Source organism: Haloterrigena sp. KLK7 (assembly GCF_037914945.1).
GTDB lineage: Archaea > Halobacteriota > Halobacteria > Halobacteriales > Natrialbaceae > Haloterrigena > Haloterrigena salinisoli.
Genome location: NZ_CP149787.1, coordinates 82,920 through 102,825 on the forward strand (window position 1 = coordinate 82,920; position 19,906 = coordinate 102,825).

The 19,906-nt window shown below is 67.5% G+C and carries 21 protein-coding genes; 11 read left to right on the plus strand and 10 right to left on the minus strand.

Annotation, left to right across the window (positions count from 1 at the left end):
* Together WD430_RS00435 and WD430_RS00440 are read right to left on the minus strand one after the other, a co-directional pair.
* On the minus strand, positions 1 to 525 hold the full coding sequence (locus WD430_RS00435; protein ID WP_339104066.1) for a 6-carboxytetrahydropterin synthase: 525 nt from the start codon (positions 523 to 525) through the stop codon (positions 1 to 3).
* A gap of 245 nt (positions 526 to 770) precedes the next feature.
* Complete coding sequence (locus WD430_RS00440) at positions 771 to 1,127, minus strand: helix-turn-helix domain-containing protein (protein WP_339104067.1); 357 nt, start codon at positions 1,125 to 1,127, stop codon at positions 771 to 773.
* A 206-nt stretch (positions 1,128 to 1,333) separates the two neighbouring features.
* Between WD430_RS00440 and WD430_RS00445 the strand changes: the two genes are divergently transcribed.
* Positions 1,334 to 2,020 carry a molybdopterin-binding protein gene (locus WD430_RS00445; RefSeq protein WP_339104068.1) on the plus strand — a complete coding sequence of 229 codons (687 nt, stop codon included), beginning with the start codon at positions 1,334 to 1,336 and terminating at the stop codon, positions 2,018 to 2,020.
* Between the two features lie 21 nt (positions 2,021 to 2,041).
* On the opposite strand, the gene WD430_RS00450 is transcribed toward WD430_RS00445, so the two are convergent.
* The gene (locus WD430_RS00450; RefSeq protein ID WP_339104069.1) at positions 2,042 to 2,167 is read right to left on the minus strand and encodes a hypothetical protein; all 126 of its coding nucleotides are present in this window, start codon (positions 2,165 to 2,167) and stop codon (positions 2,042 to 2,044) included.
* 210 nt (positions 2,168 to 2,377) lie between these two features.
* Here WD430_RS00450 and WD430_RS00455 point away from each other — a divergent pair, with 210 nt between their 5' ends.
* From WD430_RS00455 to WD430_RS00470, 4 genes are all read left to right on the plus strand, one after another.
* Positions 2,378 to 3,586 carry an ATP-NAD kinase family protein gene (locus WD430_RS00455; protein ID WP_339104070.1) on the plus strand — a complete coding sequence of 403 codons (1,209 nt, stop codon included), beginning with the start codon at positions 2,378 to 2,380 and terminating at the stop codon, positions 3,584 to 3,586.
* 119 nt (positions 3,587 to 3,705) lie between these two features.
* Entirely contained in the window at positions 3,706 to 4,737 is a 1,032-nt protein-coding gene (locus tag WD430_RS00460; RefSeq protein ID WP_339104071.1) for a PhoU domain-containing protein, read from the plus strand.
* Between the two features lie 201 nt (positions 4,738 to 4,938).
* Complete coding sequence (locus tag WD430_RS00465) at positions 4,939 to 6,228, plus strand: MFS transporter (protein ID WP_339104072.1); 1,290 nt, start codon at positions 4,939 to 4,941, stop codon at positions 6,226 to 6,228.
* Between the two features lie 77 nt (positions 6,229 to 6,305).
* Positions 6,306 to 6,809 carry a DUF5797 family protein gene (locus tag WD430_RS00470; RefSeq protein WP_339104073.1) on the plus strand — a complete coding sequence of 168 codons (504 nt, stop codon included), beginning with the start codon at positions 6,306 to 6,308 and terminating at the stop codon, positions 6,807 to 6,809.
* 383 nt (positions 6,810 to 7,192) lie between these two features.
* Here the strand turns inward: WD430_RS00470 and WD430_RS00475 are convergent, their stop codons facing one another.
* The gene (locus WD430_RS00475) at positions 7,193 to 8,242 is read right to left on the minus strand and encodes a DUF5787 family protein (RefSeq protein WP_339104074.1); all 1,050 of its coding nucleotides are present in this window, start codon (positions 8,240 to 8,242) and stop codon (positions 7,193 to 7,195) included.
* Between the two features lie 113 nt (positions 8,243 to 8,355).
* Entirely contained in the window at positions 8,356 to 8,790 is a 435-nt protein-coding gene (locus WD430_RS00480; protein ID WP_012942575.1) for a bis(5'-nucleosyl)-tetraphosphatase, read from the minus strand.
* 227 nt (positions 8,791 to 9,017) lie between these two features.
* On the opposite strand from WD430_RS00480, the gene WD430_RS00485 reads away from it, so the two are divergent.
* From WD430_RS00485 to WD430_RS00500, 4 genes are all read left to right on the plus strand, one after another.
* Entirely contained in the window at positions 9,018 to 9,353 is a 336-nt protein-coding gene (locus tag WD430_RS00485; RefSeq protein ID WP_339104076.1) for an uS10/mL48 family ribosomal protein, read from the plus strand.
* Between the two features lie 133 nt (positions 9,354 to 9,486).
* Complete coding sequence (locus WD430_RS00490; protein ID WP_339104077.1) at positions 9,487 to 10,014, plus strand: DUF302 domain-containing protein; 528 nt, start codon at positions 9,487 to 9,489, stop codon at positions 10,012 to 10,014.
* 56 nt (positions 10,015 to 10,070) lie between these two features.
* The gene (locus tag WD430_RS00495) at positions 10,071 to 11,354 is read left to right on the plus strand and encodes an amidohydrolase (protein ID WP_339104078.1); all 1,284 of its coding nucleotides are present in this window, start codon (positions 10,071 to 10,073) and stop codon (positions 11,352 to 11,354) included.
* Between the two features lie 218 nt (positions 11,355 to 11,572).
* Positions 11,573 to 12,826 (plus strand): M48 family metallopeptidase, encoded by a 1,254-nt coding sequence (locus tag WD430_RS00500; protein WP_339104079.1) that lies wholly within the window; start codon positions 11,573 to 11,575, stop codon positions 12,824 to 12,826.
* Here the strand turns inward: WD430_RS00500 and WD430_RS00505 are convergent.
* Complete coding sequence (locus tag WD430_RS00505; RefSeq protein WP_339104080.1) at positions 12,820 to 13,644, minus strand: DUF4397 domain-containing protein; 825 nt, start codon at positions 13,642 to 13,644, stop codon at positions 12,820 to 12,822. The two genes, WD430_RS00500 and WD430_RS00505, sit on opposite strands and share 7 nt — an antisense overlap.
* Positions 13,645 to 14,005: 361 nt before the next feature.
* Entirely contained in the window at positions 14,006 to 15,409 is a 1,404-nt protein-coding gene (locus tag WD430_RS00510; protein ID WP_339104081.1) for a geranylgeranyl reductase family protein, read from the minus strand.
* Between the two features lie 216 nt (positions 15,410 to 15,625).
* Here WD430_RS00510 and WD430_RS00515 point away from each other — a divergent pair, with 216 nt between their 5' ends.
* Positions 15,626 to 15,961, plus strand: coding sequence for a 2Fe-2S iron-sulfur cluster-binding protein (locus tag WD430_RS00515; protein ID WP_339104082.1), 336 nt, complete (start codon positions 15,626 to 15,628; stop codon positions 15,959 to 15,961).
* A 57-nt stretch (positions 15,962 to 16,018) separates the two neighbouring features.
* On the opposite strand, the gene WD430_RS00520 is transcribed toward WD430_RS00515, so the two are convergent.
* Positions 16,019 to 17,194, minus strand: a complete 1,176-nt coding sequence (locus WD430_RS00520; protein ID WP_339104083.1) for an MBL fold metallo-hydrolase — start codon at positions 17,192 to 17,194, stop codon at positions 16,019 to 16,021.
* A gap of 101 nt (positions 17,195 to 17,295) precedes the next feature.
* Between WD430_RS00520 and WD430_RS00525 the strand changes: the two genes are divergently transcribed.
* Positions 17,296 to 17,940 carry a rubrerythrin family protein gene (locus WD430_RS00525; protein WP_339104084.1) on the plus strand — a complete coding sequence of 215 codons (645 nt, stop codon included), beginning with the start codon at positions 17,296 to 17,298 and terminating at the stop codon, positions 17,938 to 17,940.
* A gap of 93 nt (positions 17,941 to 18,033) precedes the next feature.
* Here WD430_RS00525 and WD430_RS00530 read toward each other — a convergent pair whose 3' ends face one another.
* Positions 18,034 to 19,548, minus strand: coding sequence for a glycosyl hydrolase family 28-related protein (locus WD430_RS00530; protein WP_339104085.1), 1,515 nt, complete (start codon positions 19,546 to 19,548; stop codon positions 18,034 to 18,036).
* A 2-nt stretch (positions 19,549 to 19,550) separates the two neighbouring features.
* On the minus strand, positions 19,551 to 19,721 hold the full coding sequence (locus tag WD430_RS00535; protein WP_339104086.1) for a hypothetical protein: 171 nt from the start codon (positions 19,719 to 19,721) through the stop codon (positions 19,551 to 19,553).
* Positions 19,722 to 19,906 lie beyond the last annotated feature (185 nt).

Consider the following 19,906-nt stretch of genomic DNA (forward strand, 5'->3'; position numbering starts at 1 on the left):
TCAGAACCGGCCGCCCCCGCAGAGTTCGCTGGTCTCGTTGACTCGGACCGTCACGTCGGAGACGGTCTCGGGGAGCGCGGCCACGAGCTTTCGCTCCAACAGCACGCTCATCACCTCCGCCGTCGGCGGGTGCTCGAGGACGACGACCGCGTCGTCGTCGCCCGACGCCTCGAAGGCTTCGATCAGGGGGTCGCCGGCCTCGAGGAGGAACCGGTGATCCCACTCGTCGATGACGTCGGTAATATCGCCCTTGTCGGCGACCCATCCCTCCTCGGCGAGGTCGCCGACGACGGTGACGGCGACCTCGTAGTTGTGGCCGTGCGGTCGCGCGCACTTGCCGTCGTGGTGGCGGATCCGGTGGCCGGTACTGATCCGGATCGGGCGGTCGTGGCCGACCCGGAGAACGCGTTCGGTGCCGACGACGGACTCCTGATCGCCGCTCGCTCCCGCCGAGGTCTCGCTGCGTTCGGCCTCGCTGTCGTCGGTCGCGGCCGGTCGATCAGTACCGCCGGACGGTTCGGTCATACCCCAGTATTCCCGCGAGATTACTTAAGGATGACCGACTGCCGGCGGCGACCCGTTCGGACGACCGTCGAGTCGCCTCGACGCGAGTCACGGCATCGAATTCGAGTCGCGGGCGCTACGCCGAGCGATAGCTGCACGCCGAAAAGCGACCGTCAGCGTCGGCGGCCGATTCCGCCGGCGGCTCCCTGTTACCCTCGTCTCCCGTCTCCGATTCGCGATTCCGATCGGCTCCGTGACGGCTCGAGCTAGTCCCTGAGCTGGTCCTGCAGTCTGTTCTTGGCCTCCGTTCGTCGCTTTCGCGAGAGCTGCGGGCGATCCTTCGAGAAGTCGACGTCGATCTCGTCTACGGTTCGCCGGTAGATATTCGTTCGGCGCCCCTCCTCGGAGAGCTGTCGTCCCTCGCAGGTCAGCAGTCCGGCCTCGACGAGTTCCTCGATGCGCCGATAGCACGTCGCGATCGGAATCTCGATATCCTCGCTCAAGGCCTGTGCCGACTTCGGTGTACCCGCAGCACAGAGGATCTCTGCGCTGTACTTGTTCCCGAGCGCCGAGAGGACCGCAGTCGAATCCGTCTCGGCTCCATCCGTCCGACTCTGAGACATCGTTCACTCCCTAACGAATCAATAAAATTGAATCTTGTGGTTATCTGACCGGTCCAGTTATATACCAGTCGCCGATCCGACGGATCGGCCGCCGTCCGAACCAGGGACGCCTCGAGTCCACCGGTCGGCCCGCGTTTCTGACACGGCTTCCGCCTGCGGACCGAATCCTCGATACTCGTTTCAATCCGGGACTCGAACGGACGAGTATGAACGTCGCGGTCGTGACAGTCGGAGACGAACTGCTCGCCGGGCAGACGACGAACACGAACGCCGCTTGGCTCGGTGAACGACTCAGCGAGCGCGGCGTCTCGGTCGAACGCGTCGTCACGGTCCCCGACCGAGTCGGCGATATCGCGCGCGTCGTCAACGAGTACCGCGCCGAGTACGACGCCGTCATCGTCACCGGGGGCCTCGGGCCGACCCACGACGACCTCACCATGGAGGGCGTCGCCGCCGCGCTCGGGCGCGACCTCGAGGAACACGACGAGGCGCTCGCCTGGCTCGAGGAATCGGGCTACTCGCGGGACGACCTGACCGCGGGGACGGCCGACCTGCCGGCCGGCGCCCGGGCGCTGCACAACGACGAGGGCGTCGCTCCGGGCGCGGTCGTCGAGGACATCTACGTCCTCCCCGGCGTGCCGGCGGAGATGAAGCGGATGTTCGAGTCGATCGAGTCCGAGTTCTCCGGCACGCCGACCTATCGCGAGGAGGTCGTCGCCGACGAACCCGAGAGCGCGCTGCTCGATCGGATCGCCGGCGTTCGCGAGCGGTTCGACGTCACCGTCGGGAGCTATCCGGGCGAGTCGGTCCGCCTCGCCGTCCAGGGGACCGACGAGGAGGCGGTCGCAGCGGCGGCCGCGTGGCTCCGCGAGCGCGTCGACGTCGCCGAGTGAGAAGCGCGGTCGGCGGTCGCGTTACCGGTAGAGATAGGCGAGCCAGACGACCGTAACGAGGAGGCTGAGGACCAGCGCCCCCCAGCCGACCAGTTCCATCGGTAGTTCCGGGCTTTCCGAGAGCACGACCTGCGTGAGTGTGTCCATGTTCGGCGGTCCGTCCCCGTCCCCCTTAACCTTTCAGAAAATCGGCGCGTCGGTCGGCGCGCGTCCGGTCGCGAACGACGGCGGTGACCCGCCCGACGCGGCCCGTTCGCGCGTACCGAGGCGAGTCCGACCGCGCCGCGACGGCGACTCCGCGGCATCGATCGCTCGAGACACCAGACGGCTTATTGATCGGCTTCGCCTACGTCCGCCATGGACTCGCTCGGCGTGGTCGTCAATCCGATCGCGGGAATGGGCGGTCGGGTGGGACTGAAGGGAACCGACGGCAAACTCGCGGAAGCGCGCCGCCGCGGGGCCGAACCGCGGGCGCCGGACCGGGCGCTCGAGGCGCTGCAGTCGCTGCACCGGCGCGCGCCCGACGCGACCGTCTACACCGCGGCGGGCGTCTTAGGCGAGCGGGCGGTCCGCGACGCCGGCTACGAACCGATCGTCGTCTACGATCCGGCGGCCGACGACGCCGACCCGTCCGAGACGACTGCTTCTGGGGACGTCGATACCGATCCGAGCGACGCGGCGCGACCGATCGATCCGGCGACCGCCGAGACGACCGCCGCCGATACGCGGGCCGCCGTCCGGGCGTTCCTCGAGCGCGATCATCAGACACCGTCTGATGGACCGTCAGAACGCACGCGTTCTGACGACGGCGTCGATCTCGTCCTGTTCGTCGGCGGCGACGGCACCGCCGTCGACGTCGCCGAGGTGCTCGAGGAGAGCGAGGGCGAGACGCCGATGCTCGGCGTTCCCGCCGGCGTCAAGATCTACTCGTCGGTGTTCGCCGTGACGCCCGCGGACGCGGGCCGGATCGCCGCCGAGTTCGACCGCGCGGCCGACCGCGAGGTCAACGACATCGACGAGGACGCCTACCGCGAGGGGGCGGTCCGGACCGACCTCAAAGCGATCGTTCCCGTCCCCGTCGCGCCCGACGTCCAGTCGAGCAAACAGGTCTCGAGCGGGAGCGTCGACTCGCTGGCCGCGGGTTTCGCCCGCGAGGTCGACCCCGAGCGGACGTACGTCTTCGGTCCCGGCAGCACCGTCGGCGCGATCGAGCGCGAGCTGGGAATCGACCCGTCGCCGCTGGGCGTCGACGTCTGGCGCGACGGGACGGTGCTGGCCCGCGACGCCGCCGAGAGCGAGATCCTCGAGGTCCTCGACGAACCGGCGACGATCGTCGTCTCGCCGATCGGCGGACAGGGATTCGTCTTCGGTCGCGGCAACCACCAGCTCTCGCCGGCGGTCATCCGTCGCACCGACGACATCGAGATCGTCGCGTCGGGCACGAAACTCGACGGGATCGACGCGTTACGGGTCGATACCGACGACGCCGATCTCGACGAGGAGCTCCGCGGCTGGGAGCAGGTCCGGACGGGCCGGTTCACGACGCGCCTCGTGAAGGTCGTCTGAACGAATATTGTTTAAGGGACGTGCGATTCCGGCCCCCACAATCATCCATATAACTATCCGTCTCGGATATAAGGTAAATATAGTCAAGATTAAGGTCGTGTCCTCCCTTAGGATGTCATATGGAAACGCGGAAAGTGCAACGACTCGGGCCGTCGACGCTCGCCATGACGCTCCCCGCCGAATGGGCGTCCGAACACGCCGTCGAGAAGGGCGACGAGGTGTCCCTGCGGACCAGCGGCAAGGGGACGCTGACCGTCATGCCCGAATCCGCCAGTTCGGAGGAGACGGAAGCGATCATCCACGCCGACGATCTGGACGCCGACGCCGTCGAGCGCGCGATCGTCGCCCAGTACGTCCTCGGGCGGCGCGTCATCCGTATCGACACCGAGGACGGCGCCTTAGAGTCCGATCACATCAACGCCGTCTACCAGGCCGAGACCCAGCTGATGGGGCTGGGCGTCATCGAGGAGACGCCGGAGAGCATCTCGATCCGCTGTTCGGTCGACCCCGAGGACTTCACGCTGAACAACCTGCTCGGGCGCCTCGAGCGAACCGGCCAGACGATGCGCGGCGAGGCGATCAAGGCGCTGGCCCACGGTAACCCCGATCTGGCCCAGCGCGCCCTCAACCGAGAACGACAGGCCAACAAGATCTTCGTCCTCCTGTTGCGCCTGATCTTCACTGCCTACCAGAACCCCAACCTCGCCCGTGCGGTCGGCCTGAACAGCGGGTTCCCGCTGATCGGCTACCGCTCGATCGCGAAGAACCTCGAGCTGACGGCCGACAACGCCGAGGACATCGCCGAGATCGTCATCGAGACCGAAGGACACAGCCTGAACGTCGACAGCTCCGTCATGCGGGACATCCGCGAACTGAACGAGATGGTCGACGAGATCATGTCCAAAGCGGTCGAGTCGGCCGTCGAGCGCGATTACGACAAGTGGACCGAAGTGCAACAGCTGTTCCACGACATCTCCGATTTCGAACGGGAGATCCTCGACGAACTCCCGGAGATGTCCAACGAGGACCTGCTTCGCGTCCGCGAGGTGCTCGTCAGCCTCCAGCAGACGGCCCAGTACGCGATGCGAAACGCCGAGATCGCTGCCAACCTCGCGCTCAACGAGGAGTCCGAGCACACGACGATCAACTGATCGACCGCCCGATTCCGACCGCGACCGCGATCGAACGAGGCACTCGCGGCCCGCCGTTCGCCCACTCGAGTGACGGTCCCGTTCCCCTTCTCGTTCCCGTTCTCTCTCCATGATGCACCGAACGCTCCGGCTCGACTCGAGCGGGTTCGAACGGGTTTCGGTTCGAAACGCTAATCGGACGCGATACCGCACGTAGTGTCGATGCGGGAGCTTCGTCGCCGAATCGTCGCCCAGTTCGCCGTCGACCGTCGCGTCCTCGCACTGGCCTTCGCCCGGATGGCCGACGGCATCGGCAACTCCTTTCTGATCATCGTCATCCCGCTGTACGTGACCAGCGACGTCGTCGGCGGGGCGACGTTCGGGCTTGGCGAGTCGATGCTCATCGGCGTCATCCTCTCGCTGTTCGGCTTTCTCAACAGCAGTTTCCAGCCGTTGACGGGGCGACTCTCGGACCGGTCGGGCCGGCGCAAGCCCTTCATCCTGATCGGGCTCGCCGGTCTCGCGGCGACGAACCTCTCCTACGTGTTCGCGGAGTCGTACCTCTCCTTGCTCGTCGTTCGCGGCCTGCAGGGGGTGAGCGTCGCCTTCATCATTCCGGCGTCGGTCGCGCTGGTCAACGAGTTCGCGACCAGTCAGGATCGCGGCGGAAACATGGGCGTCTACAACACGTTCCGGCTGATCGGGTTCGGTTCCGGTCCCATCGCGGCCGGTGCCGTCGTCAACCTCGGCCCCTACGCGCTCCTCGGAGAGGTGACGATCAGCGGCTTCGAGGCGGCCTTTTACCTCGCGACGGTGACCGCGCTGCTCAGCTACGGCCTGGTGACGCTGCTCGTCTCCGATCCCGACGCGACGAAGGCCAACGCCGGCGCCGACCTCTCGATCGATATCCTGGATCCGTCGGGGAAGCACCTGCTCGATCCGATCTTCACCCTCGGCGTCGTCTCCCTGTTCATGGCCGCGGCGATCGCGCTGTTCGCGACGATCCAGCCGCAGGTCAACGCCCGCCTCGAGCAGGGGTCGACGTGGTTCGGCCTCCAGTTCGCGGCGTTCATCCTCGCGCAGGTCGCCCTGCAGACGCCGATCGGCCGGGCTTGCGACCGATACGGCCGTCGGCCGTTCATCCTCGCCGGGATGCTACTGCTGATCCCGACGACGTTCATCCAGGGTTTCATCGCGTCGTCCGTGCTGATGTTCGCGGCCCGACTGCTCCAGGGCGTCGCCGCCGCGATGGTGTTCGCGCCCGCGCTCGCGCTGGCCGGCGACCTCGCGGGCGAGGGCGAGTCCGGGTCGAAGCTCTCGATTCTCACCATGGCCTTCGGCTACGGCATCGCCGTCGGGCCGCTGACCTCCGGCGCGCTGATCGGCTACGGCTTTCAAACGCCGTTTCTCTTCGGGACCGCGCTGGCCGCTCTCGGGGCGCTCCTCGTTTATACGCAGGTCGAGGAGACTCTCGAGTCGACGGCGTCGGTGCCCGTCGTCGGGGACGATTGAGCCCCGGGTCGACCGCGGAGCCGCGATCACGCCGCGGGACGCAACGCAAAAGTAGCGGATACGCATACGATTCGACGATGACGCTCTCGGAGGAGGCACGGGAACGGTTGGCGGACGTGGTGGAGCTACAGCCGACGAAGAACTCGGAACTGCAAGAGCGGTGGGACATGGAGAGCGGCAGCGAGGTCCACCAGTACCTCGAGAACGAACTGGGCGACTACTACTTCCGGGACGACAACAGCCTGATCCGCGCGACCAGCGAGGCGAACGACCTCGTCGACGTCGAACCCGGTATCGAGAGCGACCCCGAGGACGATGGCGTCCCCTCCCGGATCCGGGTACCGGAGCTCCAGACGCAGATCGTCGCCGTGCTGGCCGGCCCCGATGAGGAGTCCGAGAGCGTCGTGTCGGTGCTTCACAAACTTCGCGAGGCGTACGACGTCGATCCCGAGGCCGAGGACGTCCGCTCGGGGCTCCAGAGCCTGCGCCGCAAGGGCGTCGTCGAGGTCGAGTACCGCACCGTCCCCACGTTCCGCCTGACGGTCGACCGCGACGAACTCGAGGTCGAGAGCTCCGAGTAAGGGCTGATCAGTCACAATCAGCGAGTTACAGTTGCGGTCAGTCGTGCCGAGATTGGAACCGAGTTCTCGGTCGATACTCGACTCGAGGACTGCGATCCGTTTCCGAGTTCACCGGTTCTATGGGCAGAGCGTACGTTTTGAACGGTATACTCGAGACAAACTGAGACGAAACCAAATGTCGTGCTATCGTGGCAACAGGGAGCGCCACGCCCTCCCCAGCCGATTCGCTCACTCACTTCGCTCGTTCGCTCATCCCTCGCACGGTTTCAGCGACTGCCTTCGCTCTCGCTCAGGCAGCCGCAAGCGCCGCCACCGTACACGGTTTCTCGGACCGGAGCACAGTGTCCGGAATCGCACTTGTACCGAGGTTCGCGAGTTAGACGCTACAGTCCCGGCCGCTGCCGACGGCGACGCGCCTCGAGCAACTGCCGACATCGCTTCCCGGGGCCGCCCTCGATCGGCCAGCCCTTGGTCCGCCAGACCGGCGGCTCCGGTTCGAAGTCGCCACAGCCGCCGGAGCACTCGGCGGCCGTCTGGCACCGCTCCTTCGCGGCGCAGTGGGGCTCGAGGTGGGCGCCGTCCCGCGCGCGCAACTCGAAGTGCCGGCAGTCCGGGCGCATGGTGTCGACGAACGAGCGCCAGCCGCGCTCGTAGGCGCGTTCGGCGATCTCGAGGCGCGTCTCTCGCTTCTCTTCGGGATTCGCGTACTCGAAGCGCGCCGCGGAGCCGTCCCGCCGGCCGCCGTCGGGACGCTCCACAATGCGCGTCCCGGGCTCGTCGACGGCCAGCGAGCGGGGGTACCACGCGACCTCGGCGGCGAGCGTCTCGGGCTCGAGCGCGAGGATGCCCGCCTCGACCGGCAGGTCCTCGAACAGCGCCCGCTCGACGCGGTCGCCGGTCTGCCGGGTGGCGACCCAGACCTCGTCGGCCAGCCCGACGGCGACGTCGTACTCGAGTTGCGAGCCCAGCGCGCGGGCGGCGCTGGCGTCCAGGTCGGGCTTGTTCTCGATGGCGACGATTCGGTCGACCCAGTCGGGATAGACCCACTTGCGTCGGATCTCGATGCGGTTCCCGTTCTTGCGGGTCTCGAGGATGTCGCGACCGTCGGCCCGATGGACGGCCTCGCGGACGTACCGCCACGGATAGCCGGGGTGGGGGAGCGCGTCTCGATAGTACGTCCACTCGGCGGGGGCGTTGCGAACGACGTGCAGGAGGTCGCCGTCGAGCCGCTCGAGGCCGAACTTCGCCCGCTCGCGGAGCGCTTCGGGGTCGCACTCGAGGACGATGGTGTCCCACCGGCGGCGTTTCGTCCCGAGCTGCCGGGCGACGATAATCGCGCGGTCGTCACTGGCGGCCTCCTCGGGCGGCCAGGCGCGTTCCGCCCAGCGACAGGTTCGGAGTTCGAACGCGAACTCGGTCGTGTACCGATTCACGACTCGGCTTCGGACCGCGCGAGCAAAAGCGCTACTCGATAGAACGCCGCCGACCGTCGCCGGCGGGCTCGAGATCGGGAATCGGGACCGACCCCGCGGTCGTTCGACCGCCCCTACTCTTCGTCCTCCTCCCGTTCGTCGAGAAAGTCGTGGGCCTGCTCTAAGATCTCTCGCGGACCGTCCTGCGTGACGGTGTTCACCGCCTGTTCGTAATCGCGCCACTGCAGGTCGCGATGTTCGTTTGAAAGTTCCGCGCTCGCCTCGAAGGACTTCGCCACGAAGAGGTGAACGGTCTTGTGGATCGTCTTGCCGTTCGCCTCGAAGACGTAGTCGTAGTCCTCGCGAAAGCCGTCGAGGAGCCGGAACTGCTCGATACCTGCCTCTTCCTTTACTTCGCGGATCGCCGTCTGCTGTAGCTCTTCATCTCCTTCGACACCGCCCTTGGGAAACTCCCAATCGCCTGGGCGGCTCTTGAGTAGAAGATACTCGCGCCGGCCCCGCGTATCGCGGAAGAGGATCGCGCCTGCGCTCGTAGCTTCGACTGCCATTAAGTGAGCTAATAGGTGGGACGTTAAGAGAATATCGGACTGTTCGTCCAGCGTACACGGATTGCCGTGCCGATTCGGCGGCCGTCGCGGCCGAACGCTCGCCGTTTCCGGGGCTATCGGTCCGTTTCGCGAATCGTTCGCCCACCGGTCGGCCCGACGCGAGCGGCGCCCGCGCCCCATCTCAGCAAGCTTTTACGCGCCGGCCGTTGACGAATGGACGACTAGCCATGACCTTCGTGACCCGTTTGACGCTCCAGAGCGGCGATCGCGCCGCGCTCGACGCCATCGTCGACGACATCAAGACGACCGCCGAACGCAAGGGCGCCGCGCTGAAAGGCCCCCACTCTCATCCCCCGCAGAAACACTCCGTTCCCCAACACTGCCGGCTCCACGCCGACGACGAACGGCGATTCTCGTCGTGGGAGTACACCGTCTTCACCCGCGAACTCGAGATTCACGGCCACGATAATCTCGCGCGCAACGTCGCCTCGCAGGACTTCCCCGATTCGGTCCACATCGAGGCCGAGGTCGAGCAGATCCACGGCGCCGGTCAGGGCAACTAGCGGATTCTCCCCGCGGGCCGCCCGGTCTCGAGTCTCCCTCCGATTCCGTTTGCGATCGTTTCACCGGCCAAACGTTCCGTTAGCCGAGCATACGCCCGCATAACTACCCGCGGATCGATGTACGGTCGGCGCGATGACTGACGATCGATCCGACACGGCACGACGACGGTTCCTTCAGGTGCTCGGCGCGGGAACGGCGCTCGGTGCGGGAGCGGCGACGGCCGCGGCCGGTGGCGACGCTGACGACGATCCGAAGAGACCGCTCGAGGATCCGGGGCTGGTGACCCTCGAGAGCGACGACGGCTTCGAGACGACCGTCGCGCGCGTCGAACCGGCGCTCGAGGAGCGGGATCTGCAACTCGTGGCGACGGTCGACCACGCCGCCAACGCCGAATCGGTCGACATGGACCTGCCGCCGACGACGCTGTTCCTCTTCGGTAATCCCGCGGTCGGCACGCCGCTCATGCGAGCGAGTCGTTCGATCGCGATCGACCTCCCGCAGAAGCTGCTCGTCTGGGAGGCCGACGGACGGGTGTTCGTGACCTACAACGATCCGCAGTACCTGGGGCGGCGCCACGAGCTCGAGGGCGTCGACGAACGGCTCGCGAACGTCGCCGACGCTCTGGATAATCTCGCGCGCGCCGTCGCGGACGGCGCCTGAGGGAGATCGTTCGATTCGACGTGAGGACTTTTCATCGCTCCCGATGAGATGGGGGTATGAGCACCGACGATCTCGTCTCGCTGCGTCGCGACCTCCACCGCAAACCCGAACCGGCGTGGCGCGAGTTCTACACGACCGCTCGCATCGTCTCCGAACTCGAGTCCAGACTGGGCGACGACCTCGACGAACTCCACGTCGGCCCCGACGCCATCGCCGGTGACCACCGGATGGGCGTCCCCGACGCGGCAGACCTGACCCGCTGGCTCGAGCGGGCCCGCGAGGCCGGTGCCGACGAGGCGATTCTCGAACGGCTCGAGGGCGGCTATACGGGCGCCGTCGCCGTCTTAGAGCGCGGCGAGGGACCGACCGTCGGCCTGCGCGTCGACATCGACGGCCTCCCCCGCGAGGAGAGCGACGCTCCCGACCACGCTCCCGCCGCGGAGGGGTTCCGCTCGGAGCACGCGGGCGCGATGCACGCCTGCGGCCACGACGCCCACGCGACGATCGGTATCGGCGTCCTCGAGCGCATCGCCGCGAGCGACGACTTCTCGGGGACGCTGAAGGTGTTCTTCCAGCCCGCCGAGGAGGTCGTCGGCGGCGGCAAGTCGATGGCGGAGAGCGACCACATCGCGGATGTTGATCACCTGCTCGCGATCCACATCGGACTGGACCATCCGACCGGCGAGATCGTCGCCGGCATCGACGGCTTCCTCGCCGTCCGCCACCTCGAGGCCGAGTTCACCGGCGAGTCGGCCCACGCCGGCGGCCACCCCGAACAGGGGCGCAACGCCGTGCAGGCGATGGCGACGGCCGTCCAGAACCTCTACGGCATTCCGCGGCACAACGACGGCAAGACCCGAGTCAACGCCGGCGTCGTCGAGGGCGGCAGCGCCGCCAACATCGTCCCCGAGGAGGCCCGAATCCTCGCGGAAGTTCGCGGCGAGACGACCGACCTCATGGAGTACATGGACCGGAAGGCGCGCCACGTGATCCGGTCGGCCGCCGAGATGCACGAGTGCGAGGTCTCGTTCGGCCTCGGCGCCGAGGCGCCGAGCGCGACCAGCGATCAGGCGCTGGTCGATATCGTCGCCGACGTGGCGGGCGAGACGCCGGGCGTCGAGAACGTCCTCGAGCGCGACGAACTCGGCGGCAGCGAGGACGCGACGTACCTCATGCGGGCCGTCCAGGAGAACGGCGGCGAGGCGTGTTACGTCGGCATCGGAACCGACCACCCCGGCGGCCACCACAGCGCCACGTTCGACGTCGACGAGGCGAGCATCGCCCACGGCGTCGACGTCGTTTCCGGCGCGATCGAACGGCTCGGTCGCGGGCGACCGTGAGCAACACCGATCGTCGTCTATCGTGGTGAGCAGGCGTTCGGTGACTACTGAGCCGATACAAGACGGGAAGCGAGACGGGTCGAAAAACGAGCGGTGTGACCGAAGTCGGAATATTATTGCAGGCCAGAAGTGTACCCCATAATACGAGTGTCTCGCGATCGGTGGCCGGTTCGCGTCGCTGCGCGTCGTCGACGCGAGGCGAGTACTACGAAGGGACTATGCGAGAGAACTCTCGATTCCGAACCCGTTTCGCGCTCTGGACGCGACTGCTCGTCGCGGGAGTGATCCTGACGGCGACGTTACTGGTCGCGATCGGGGGCGAATTACTGATCGTAGGCCTGATCTCGGTGATTACCTATGCGGCCGTCGTCGGGGCAACCGCTGCCGCTCTTTCGCCGATCCCGGCCCTCGGGGCCCTCGGACCGGCGGTCGGATTGGGCTGCTACCTCGGCCTCCTCTTCGTCGGCGTGCACGCGTTTCGAATCGCTCATTCGGACGAACTCGACAGTGGTTTCACCGTGATCGTCGCGGAGATGCGGGCGACGGTGGCCTCGCTACGGCGGCGACTCGGCATCGCCGGACTGCTCGTCACCGGCCTCGGCGTCGGGGTCGCGCTCCTCCTCGCACACCGGTTCGCCGGATCGGAAGGCGTCGAGACTGCCGGACTGATCGTCCCGGCCGTCGTGACCCTGTCCGTCGTCGGCACGCAGTTCGTCCGTACCGTGCGATCCGAACTGTCGGGCGACGTCGCGGTCCTCCGGACGCTAGACGAGACCGTCGCACTCTCGGACGACGTCGACCGCGATCCCGAACTCGAGGACCTTCGTCGCCGCGTCGAGCGACTGGCACAGCAGGCCGACGTCCCCGCGCCGACCGTCGAGATCGCCGTGACGCGGACGCCGACGGCGATGACGGTCGGCTACCGGCCCGCGACGTCGACGATCGTCCTCTCGCGCGGGCTGGTCGCCGACCTCGACGACCGGGAACTCGAGGCCGTGCTGGCGCACGAACTGGCCCACGTCGCGAACCGCGACGCCGCCGTCATGTCGGCGATGACGGTCCCGGCGTCGAAGGCCGAGGAGTTCTTCGAGCGCTACGACGGCGGCGTGCTCGGCCTGCTAGTCCTGGCGCTGCAGGGCCTTTCGCGGTGGTCGGTCATCGTCGTCGCCCGCTACCGCGAGTACGTCGCCGACGACGGCGCCGTCGCGATCACCGGCGATCCCGCCGGCCTCGCGAGCGCCCTCGAGACGCTCGACCGATCGGTCGGCCGGCGTCCCGCGACCGATCTGCGACAGCACCGTACCGCCGCGGCGTTCTCGATCGTCCCGCCGCCGCGGGAGGAACACCGGTTTTTCGACCGCACGCGGCGGTTCGTCGAACGACGGCTCTTCGGAACGCATCCGCCGACGGAAAGACGGATCGAGCGGCTCCGCTCGACGACGAGCGACTCGCCGGCCGCGGCCGGTCAGTGATCGCCGTCGCCGCCGCCGTGATCGACGACGACCTCGAGGTCGAACGGCTCGTCGACCGGAGCCGACTTGGGCTTGAGGTAGCCGACCGCGAAGGCCGAGGAGACGGTGCCGGCTTCGGGTTCGACGTCGAACGTCGCGACCACGTCCCCGTCGTTGGTTTCGGTCGCGGGCCGAACCTCGAGCGTGTACATATCGGCGGGGACCTCGACGGCCGCGGCGTCACCGAAGGCGGCGTCCTCGACCAGCACCGTCTCGCCGTCGCCGACGGTGACGTCCACCGCGGGGGCGTCGGGCGAGGCGTGGACGAGACGGATCCGGGCGTTCTCGCCCGGGTCACTCAGGTCGTCCTCGAAGACGGCGACCTCGAAGGGCCGGTTCTCCTCGGCGAGTTCGCCCACCGCGGCGACGGTGTAATCGCCCTCGCCGACCTCGAGGTCGTCGTCGAAGACGACCGTGTCGGGGTCCCCGGCGGCCGTGATCTTCACCGCGTACGTCCCGGGCTCGAGCTCGAGGTAGTCGCTGACGGCTCGGTAGGGGACGTCCTCGAGGACGGCGTCACCGTCGACCCAGACGTCGACGTTCGGTGCGTCCGGCGAGAGGTGGGCGACGCGGACGTTCCCCATGGACTCGTTCATTTCGTCCTCGGAGTCGTCCATCGTCTCGTTTTCGGTTCCGTTGTTCATCTCCTCGCCGTTCGAGCCGTCGGACATCTCCTCGTCGTCCGATTCGTCGCCACCGCCAGTACAGCCGGCAATCGCGACGATTCCCGTGGATCCGATCAGTGACAGTGCGCGTCGGCGTGTGTGATTCCGTGCCATCGACAGTACGTATCAGATCGTTGTGAATCACGAGTTTCCCTAACAGAGTAGGGTTTCGGCCAACACCGATTTACGTCATGTACCCATTCACATCCTCACGGAATCCGTTTTGTCGAGCGATCTAGGTGAATTCGCTCGAGTTCTTCGGCCAGGAGTGGCTTCCGAGCACCGCGAGGAGGCCACGACTCGGGGAAGGGCAGGCTGCGCCCTATTACCGACCGCGAGCGAACGGAGTGAGCGAGCGGGCCGACGACCGATGTGAAGGACGCTACGCGTCCGGAACGGAGGGAGGAGTGCTTTTCATCGAAGTTTTACCGAGTGCGGTCGCGCAGCGACCGCACGCAGCGTAAAAGTTCGTCTTTTAGTACTTCGGCTCCGCCCCGGTCGTCTCGTAGACGTCGTCCATGATGTCGTCGCGGCGCTGTTGCCAGTGCTCGAGGGCGGCGGGATGGTTCGGGTAGTGCTCGTAGAGTTCGAGCAGTTCGTCGGCCCGGCGTTTCGTTCGGAAGAGGTTCCAGATCGTGCCCCAGTGGTCACGGCTCTTGTACAGGCTCTCGATGGCGAGCATCGGACTGATGGACGTGCTGCCGGAGTAGAGCGCTTCGGCGAGCTTCTCGCCGGGCATGGCCGCCAGCAGCCCCATCAGGTCGTCGACGTCGACGGCCGTCGAGAGGATGTTGTAGACGTCGAGCGCGGCGTAGCGGGCGCCGAAGTGGTCCATCACGCGCTCGTTGTACTCCCAGAGGGCCTTCTCGCCGACGTCGCCGTCCTCGAGGCCCTCGACGATCGCCTCGGCGGCGTACTTGCCGGCGTAGGCCGCGCCGGCGATGCCGCCGCCGGTGGTCGGGTTGACGTGGCCCGCGGCGTCGCCGACGGCCACGTAGCCGGGGTGGACGGCGGAGTCGTAGGGCCGTCGCGTCGGGAGCGCGGCGCCGAGTTTGTCCTCGACCTCGGCGCCCCGGAACTCCGCGCGATTTTGAAGGTCGCGCTTGAGGTCGTCGACGAGTTTCATCGGCTCCTCGGTCATCTGGAAGCCCAGGCCGGCGTTGATCTCGGTCTCGGTCCGCGGGAAGTACCAGAGGTAGCCCGCGGCGCGCTCGGTCGGCTTGAAGACCAGCGCGTCGTCCCACTCGACGGGCTCGTCGACGTGGACGATCTCGCGGTAGGCCGAACAGAAGTGGCTGTAGTTGACGTTGGTGTCGAACGTCGACGTCGAGAAGTCGACGTTGTCCTGCAGGACCGACAGCGAGCCCGCGGCGTCGATGACGACGTCGGCCTCGTAGGTCCGGGCGTCGCCCTTCCGGACCGCTTCGACGCCGGTGACGCGGCCGTCGTCGGCCTGCGTGACGTTCTTCACGACCGTATCGTAGTGGAGGTCAGCGCCCGCGTCCGCCGCGCCCTCGATGATCAGGCGGCCGTACTCCCAGCGGTCGATGACCGCCAGTTCGCCGGGGATGGGAATCTCGAGGACGGTGTCCTCCTGGGGGATCTCGAAGCGGCCGTGATCGACGCCCGTGTTGGTGAAGGCGGATTCGATCTGCGATTTCGGAATCGAGTCGGGGAAGGCGTCGGCGCCCTTCAGGGCGTCCCCGCAGGCGATGTGGCCGGCCTCCTCCTCGGTCTTGCGCTCGAGGATCACGACGTCGTACCCCTCGCGTGCGACGGTCGCTGCGGCGTAACACCCTGCGGTCCCCGCGCCGACGACGACCACGTCCGGCGAGTAGGTCTCGGACGCGGCGGCCGTCGACTGCTCCTGCGTACTCATACTAACAGTGTCTACACCACGGGGAGAAAACGTTTTATGTGTTATTTGTCGGCACCGCGAGGCCAAAACCGGACGCCGACGGCTCGATGTTCGTCCGCGTTCGGTCGCGAGACGGCATCAGCGGTCCGAACGGGTTCCGCCACGCGAGTCTCGTTGCTCCTATCACGACGCGGAGGGGAATAAAGAGTTTTAGTGAGGTCGTCCGTATCGGATGCTATGACTGAGTACACGGTCGAATTCGTCGGGACGGGCGAGACGATAACCTGTTCGGACACGGAGACGATTCTCAGCCGGTGTCTCGAGGAGGGCATCGCCCAGGAGTACTCGTGTCGCGTGGGGATGTGTCTGGCCTGCTCGGCGGAGATCGTCGAGGGCGAGGTCACCCAGCCCGCGGCGCGCGGACTCACCGAGGAGGAGGCCGAGAACTACGCGCTCACCTGCATGGCGCGCCCCCAGTCGGATCTCACACTCGACCGCGGCAAGTATCCGCCGAGCATCGAGAGCGACCTCGAGGCCGAGGGCTCGAGCGCCGGCGCGACCGCGGACGACTGACCGTTCGCGACGGTCGCACCCGTTCCTTCTCGCGCAGTCGCCCGACGAGTGAGACGCTCACTCGGCGACCGCGCAGTTGTTCGGCCCGAGTTCGAGTTCGAACGCCGTCTCCTCGTCGACGTCCTCGCGACCGAGATTCGCCGCCACGATGCGCTCGTGGTTGGACGGCCGCGGCGGGAGGTCGCTCGTGGCGTACTCGACGAAGGCGGCTTCGTCCATCGAGAACGCCGCGAGTCGGCCGCGCACCGAGCCGAGACGGGCGGTGTAGGTCCCGTTCTCGCGCGGGTCGGCGGCGTCGCTGTAGTGGCCCGGTGCGATGGTCGTCTCGTCCGGGATATCCTCGAGTCGCTCGTTCAGCGTCTCGTATAGTCGTCGGGCGGCTTCGGACGCCCCGTCGTCGCCGCGTTCTAGGTCCGGTCGCCCGACGCCCTCGAGGAACAGCGTGTCGCCGGTGAACACGGCGTCGCCGAGCCGGAAGGAGAGCGACTCGGTCGTGTGGCCCGGGGTCGCGACGGCGGTCAGCGTCGCGTCGCCGACCTCGAGTTCTCCGGTGTCCCCGAGGGTCGTCGCGTCGAACGCGAGCCCGCGGTCGCGGGCGCCCTCGGGGAGAATCGGCACCGCGTCGGTTCGATCGGCGAGCTCGCGGACGCCGCTGACGTGGTCCGCGTGAACGTGTGTGTCGACGGCGTACTGAATCTCTGCGCCGCGGTCGTCTGCGTCCGCGACGTACCGGTCCGCGAACGCGCGGAGCGGATCGATCACCGCCGCCTCGCCGTCGCTGTAGATCGCGTAGGCGAGACAGCCGCTCGAGGGGCGGTCGTACTGGACGACCGTCGCGGGCGCGTCGACTGCGAGTTCGCGGGCGAGGGAGAGGTCGGCCCAGGCGTCCATCCCGCCGGCGAGGTTGCGGGCCTCGATACCGGCGTCCCGGAGGAGCCCGACGGCGTGTGCGCTCGCCTCCCCGCGCCCGCAGACCGCGACGATCGGCTCCTCGAGGTCGCCGACGAGGTCGGTCACGCCGCCCGTCGCCTGCGCCTGGATGAACTTCATGTGGGGGATCTGGACGGCCTCGACGCCCTCGCCCTCGAGGCGCCAGCGCTCGAACTCGTCGCGGTCGCGGATGTCGAGGACGGTCAGGTCGTCGCCGGACCGCAGCCGGTCGGCCAGCGTCTCGGGTTCGATCGAGGGCTGTTCGTCTGCCGGCGGCTCCGCAGGCTCGCTCCCGTCGGTCATAGGCGCTCGTACGCCGCCGCGACGGTTAACGTCGCGGCTCGGACGCGGCGGTCCGCGGAACCGCCACCAACGTTCAACACGATCCGCGGTGTCGAAGGGGTATGGACGCCGACGAATTCCGGGACGCGATCGAGGACTCGATGGACAGCGAACTCGAGCGACTCGGGTCGTCCAAACTGCTCGTCGCGCTCACCGACGCGGAGCTGACGGAAGAGACGGTCCTCCGAACGGTCGCGACCAGCGAGCGGACCGCGGCGGAGACGTTCGAAACGTGGGCCGACGACGAGAGTCACGAGGACGCGCGGGAGACCTTCGCGGCGTTTCGCGACCGAGAGCGCGAGCACTACGAGCGGGTCGCAGACCTGTTCGAGGACGGCCGCGAGGAGTTCGAGGACGATGAGACGGCGGTTGGTCCGATGCACGAACGGCTTCGATCGCTCGAGGCGACGCCGGAACGCCTCGGCGGCGCCGTCGGGCGGGCGCTGGTCGGCGAGCGGACGCACCTGCAGGTCGTGAGCTTCTTCGTCAACGAGGGCGACGAACGCCGGGCCGATCTGTTTCGCGAGTTGCGAAGCGAGACGACGGAGCAGGGCGACCGGGCGCTCGAGGTACTCGCGGATGTCTGCGATGGGGACAGTGACTGGGACCGCGCTCGAGAGGCGGCCGAGGACGTGATCGAGGTCGCCTACGAGGCGTACGCTGACTCGCTGGACGACCTCGGCATCGATCCGAAGCCGATCTGTTGACTCGGCGCGTGGCGAACTCGCTCGAGTCCGGACACAGTACGGGGATCGATGAACGAGGGACGGAGACCGAGGGCTCGAGTAGTCTGGCGACGGTTACGACGTGATCCAGTCACGCGTCTCGCCGTCGACGACGACCTCGCTCCCGACGTCGTCGAAGGTGACGCCGCCGTAGGCGACCTCGCTGTCGGCACCGATGTAGACGCCCGCGTCGCCACAGTCGGCCGCGCGAGCGGTCGTGAGCGTGGCGTCGACGTTCTCCCGGAACCGGAACGCCTGATCGTCCGCCCCCTTCGCGGTGACGGTGCTCAGCTTCAGGTCGGTCGTGTCGTCGAACAGGATCGCGTTCGTGAACGCGCCGTCGACGACGACGTTCGAGATCGCCGCGCCGTCGAATCCGGCCGCGTACAGCCCCGACCCGGCGGCCAGCCCGTCGTCGTCGGTTCGGACGGTGACGTTGTCGATCGTCAGTTCCCGTCGGCCGCTCTCGCGGTGACCGAGCGAGATCCCTCTCGCGTTTTCGAGACAGGAGACGCTCCCGATCGTCAGATCCGCGAGCAGCCCGCCGGTATCGGCCCTGATCGCCGAATGCCGGCAGCCCGAGATGTAACCGTCCGTGATCGTGATCGACTCGTTACCGTCGCGGTGGAGATGGACGCCGTAGTCGGGACCGTTCGACGGATCGATCTCGAAGTTCTCGAGGGTGCAGTTTCTGGTCGGCGTGTCGTCGTCCGCGACGAGAGCGTCCTCGCGCCCGTCCCAGACACTGTTCGAGGCCGTGCCCGCGGTTTGATTGTCGAACTGCACCGGCGCGTCCGAGTCTCCTTCGCCGCCGCAGGTCGCCCGGAACCCGTCGATGACGACGTTCTTGGACGAGACGACGTCGATGTGATGGTAGTGGATCCGGTCGCCGTAGACGTTCTCCAGTCGAACGCCGTCCGCGTGCGCGGGCATGATCCCGGTCGACTTCGGCGAATCGATCCGGACGTCACAGACGGCCCAGTTCGAGGCGCCCTCGTACCCGGTCGCGTCGTAGCCCCTGTTGGAGAGCAGGGCCCGGCCTTCCTCGCCCTCGGGGCGGTGTCCCTCGAAGACGGTCGCCCGTCCGGCGCCGAGCAGGATCGTGTCGTCGCCAACCAGCGGCGTCCGCTCGAGGAGGTACCGACCGGGCGGGAAGTAGACGATTCCGCCGCCGGCCTCGGCGACCCTCCCGAGGAGGTCGTGGACCGCCTGCCCGACTTCGGTCACCCCGTCGCCCTCGATCCCGTGGGCCTCGACGTTCCAGACGGGTGACTCAGCGGTCCGTGCGTCGACGATCCGCGCCGTCTCCACGTTCGCCCCCTCGAAGTGACTCGTTCCCGGTACCGGTCGGTCGGCGCTTCCCTTCCCGCTGAAGTACGTCCAGTCCTCGCTTTCGGCGTCCCAGCGCCAGGTGATCCCCTGATCGGTCGCGTGGTAGAGTTCGTCGTCGTACTCGCCCGCCGCCGGTCGCTCGGCGATCGGTCCGCGAACGATCGCGTGCTCGTCGACCGCCTCGACCGCGTCGGTGTGGTCCCACTCCTCGCCCTGCTCGTAGGTCCCCAACTCGAGACGCGGTGTGTACTCGGCCATAATCACTCGGTGCCGTAGCCGTCGCCGTACGCGCCGCCGTATCCGGAGTGCGCGCTCTTCGTCGCCCCGGCGAGTGCGGCCGCGGGTTCGGTGTCCGTACATCCCGCGAACGCGACGCAACCGCACGATACCGCGAAGAGAAGATCCCGCCGCCGCAGTTCGGAACTGTTCATACCCCGTGACCGCCCCGGCGCCGTATAAAATTGATTGTACATCGAGTTCGACAGCGGGACCGCCCGTGGCTGCCGCTTATGCTTGATATCTGTTAGAATCGGATCCCCCGTGCAACCGACGACGAGTCCGCGGTGCGCTCGAGGATCGCGGACGCGGTTCCTCGAAGACGCGAGTACAGGTGACT

What these genes read in the sequence shown, in the direction of transcription:
- WD430_RS00460 (WP_339104071.1), top strand. Translation starts at nt 3,706, where the DNA reads ATGGAAACGCGGAAAGTGCAACGACTCGGGCCGTCGACGCTCGCCATG.
- WD430_RS00470 (WP_339104073.1), top strand. Translation starts at nt 6,306, where the DNA reads ATGACGCTCTCGGAGGAGGCACGGGAACGGTTGGCGGACGTGGTGGAG.
- WD430_RS00495 (WP_339104078.1), top strand. Translation starts at nt 10,071, where the DNA reads ATGAGCACCGACGATCTCGTCTCGCTGCGTCGCGACCTCCACCGCAAA.
- WD430_RS00435 (WP_339104066.1), bottom strand. Translation starts at nt 525, where the DNA reads ATGACCGAACCGTCCGGCGGTACTGATCGACCGGCCGCGACCGACGAC.
- WD430_RS00440 (WP_339104067.1), bottom strand. Translation starts at nt 1,127, where the DNA reads ATGTCTCAGAGTCGGACGGATGGAGCCGAGACGGATTCGACTGCGGTC.
- WD430_RS00500 (WP_339104079.1), top strand. Translation starts at nt 11,573, where the DNA reads ATGCGAGAGAACTCTCGATTCCGAACCCGTTTCGCGCTCTGGACGCGA.
- WD430_RS00535 (WP_339104086.1), bottom strand. Translation starts at nt 19,721, where the DNA reads ATGAACAGTTCCGAACTGCGGCGGCGGGATCTTCTCTTCGCGGTATCG.
- WD430_RS00450 (WP_339104069.1), bottom strand. Translation starts at nt 2,167, where the DNA reads ATGGACACACTCACGCAGGTCGTGCTCTCGGAAAGCCCGGAACTACCG.
- WD430_RS00445 (WP_339104068.1), top strand. Translation starts at nt 1,334, where the DNA reads ATGAACGTCGCGGTCGTGACAGTCGGAGACGAACTGCTCGCCGGGCAG.
- WD430_RS00490 (WP_339104077.1), top strand. Translation starts at nt 9,487, where the DNA reads ATGACTGACGATCGATCCGACACGGCACGACGACGGTTCCTTCAGGTG.
- WD430_RS00510 (WP_339104081.1), bottom strand. Translation starts at nt 15,409, where the DNA reads ATGAGTACGCAGGAGCAGTCGACGGCCGCCGCGTCCGAGACCTACTCG.
- WD430_RS00465 (WP_339104072.1), top strand. Translation starts at nt 4,939, where the DNA reads ATGCGGGAGCTTCGTCGCCGAATCGTCGCCCAGTTCGCCGTCGACCGT.
- WD430_RS00505 (WP_339104080.1), bottom strand. Translation starts at nt 13,644, where the DNA reads ATGGCACGGAATCACACACGCCGACGCGCACTGTCACTGATCGGATCC.
- WD430_RS00480 (WP_012942575.1), bottom strand. Translation starts at nt 8,790, where the DNA reads ATGGCAGTCGAAGCTACGAGCGCAGGCGCGATCCTCTTCCGCGATACG.
- WD430_RS00515 (WP_339104082.1), top strand. Translation starts at nt 15,626, where the DNA reads ATGACTGAGTACACGGTCGAATTCGTCGGGACGGGCGAGACGATAACC.
- WD430_RS00525 (WP_339104084.1), top strand. Translation starts at nt 17,296, where the DNA reads ATGGACGCCGACGAATTCCGGGACGCGATCGAGGACTCGATGGACAGC.
- WD430_RS00485 (WP_339104076.1), top strand. Translation starts at nt 9,018, where the DNA reads ATGACCTTCGTGACCCGTTTGACGCTCCAGAGCGGCGATCGCGCCGCG.
- WD430_RS00455 (WP_339104070.1), top strand. Translation starts at nt 2,378, where the DNA reads ATGGACTCGCTCGGCGTGGTCGTCAATCCGATCGCGGGAATGGGCGGT.
- WD430_RS00520 (WP_339104083.1), bottom strand. Translation starts at nt 17,194, where the DNA reads ATGACCGACGGGAGCGAGCCTGCGGAGCCGCCGGCAGACGAACAGCCC.
- WD430_RS00530 (WP_339104085.1), bottom strand. Translation starts at nt 19,548, where the DNA reads ATGGCCGAGTACACACCGCGTCTCGAGTTGGGGACCTACGAGCAGGGC.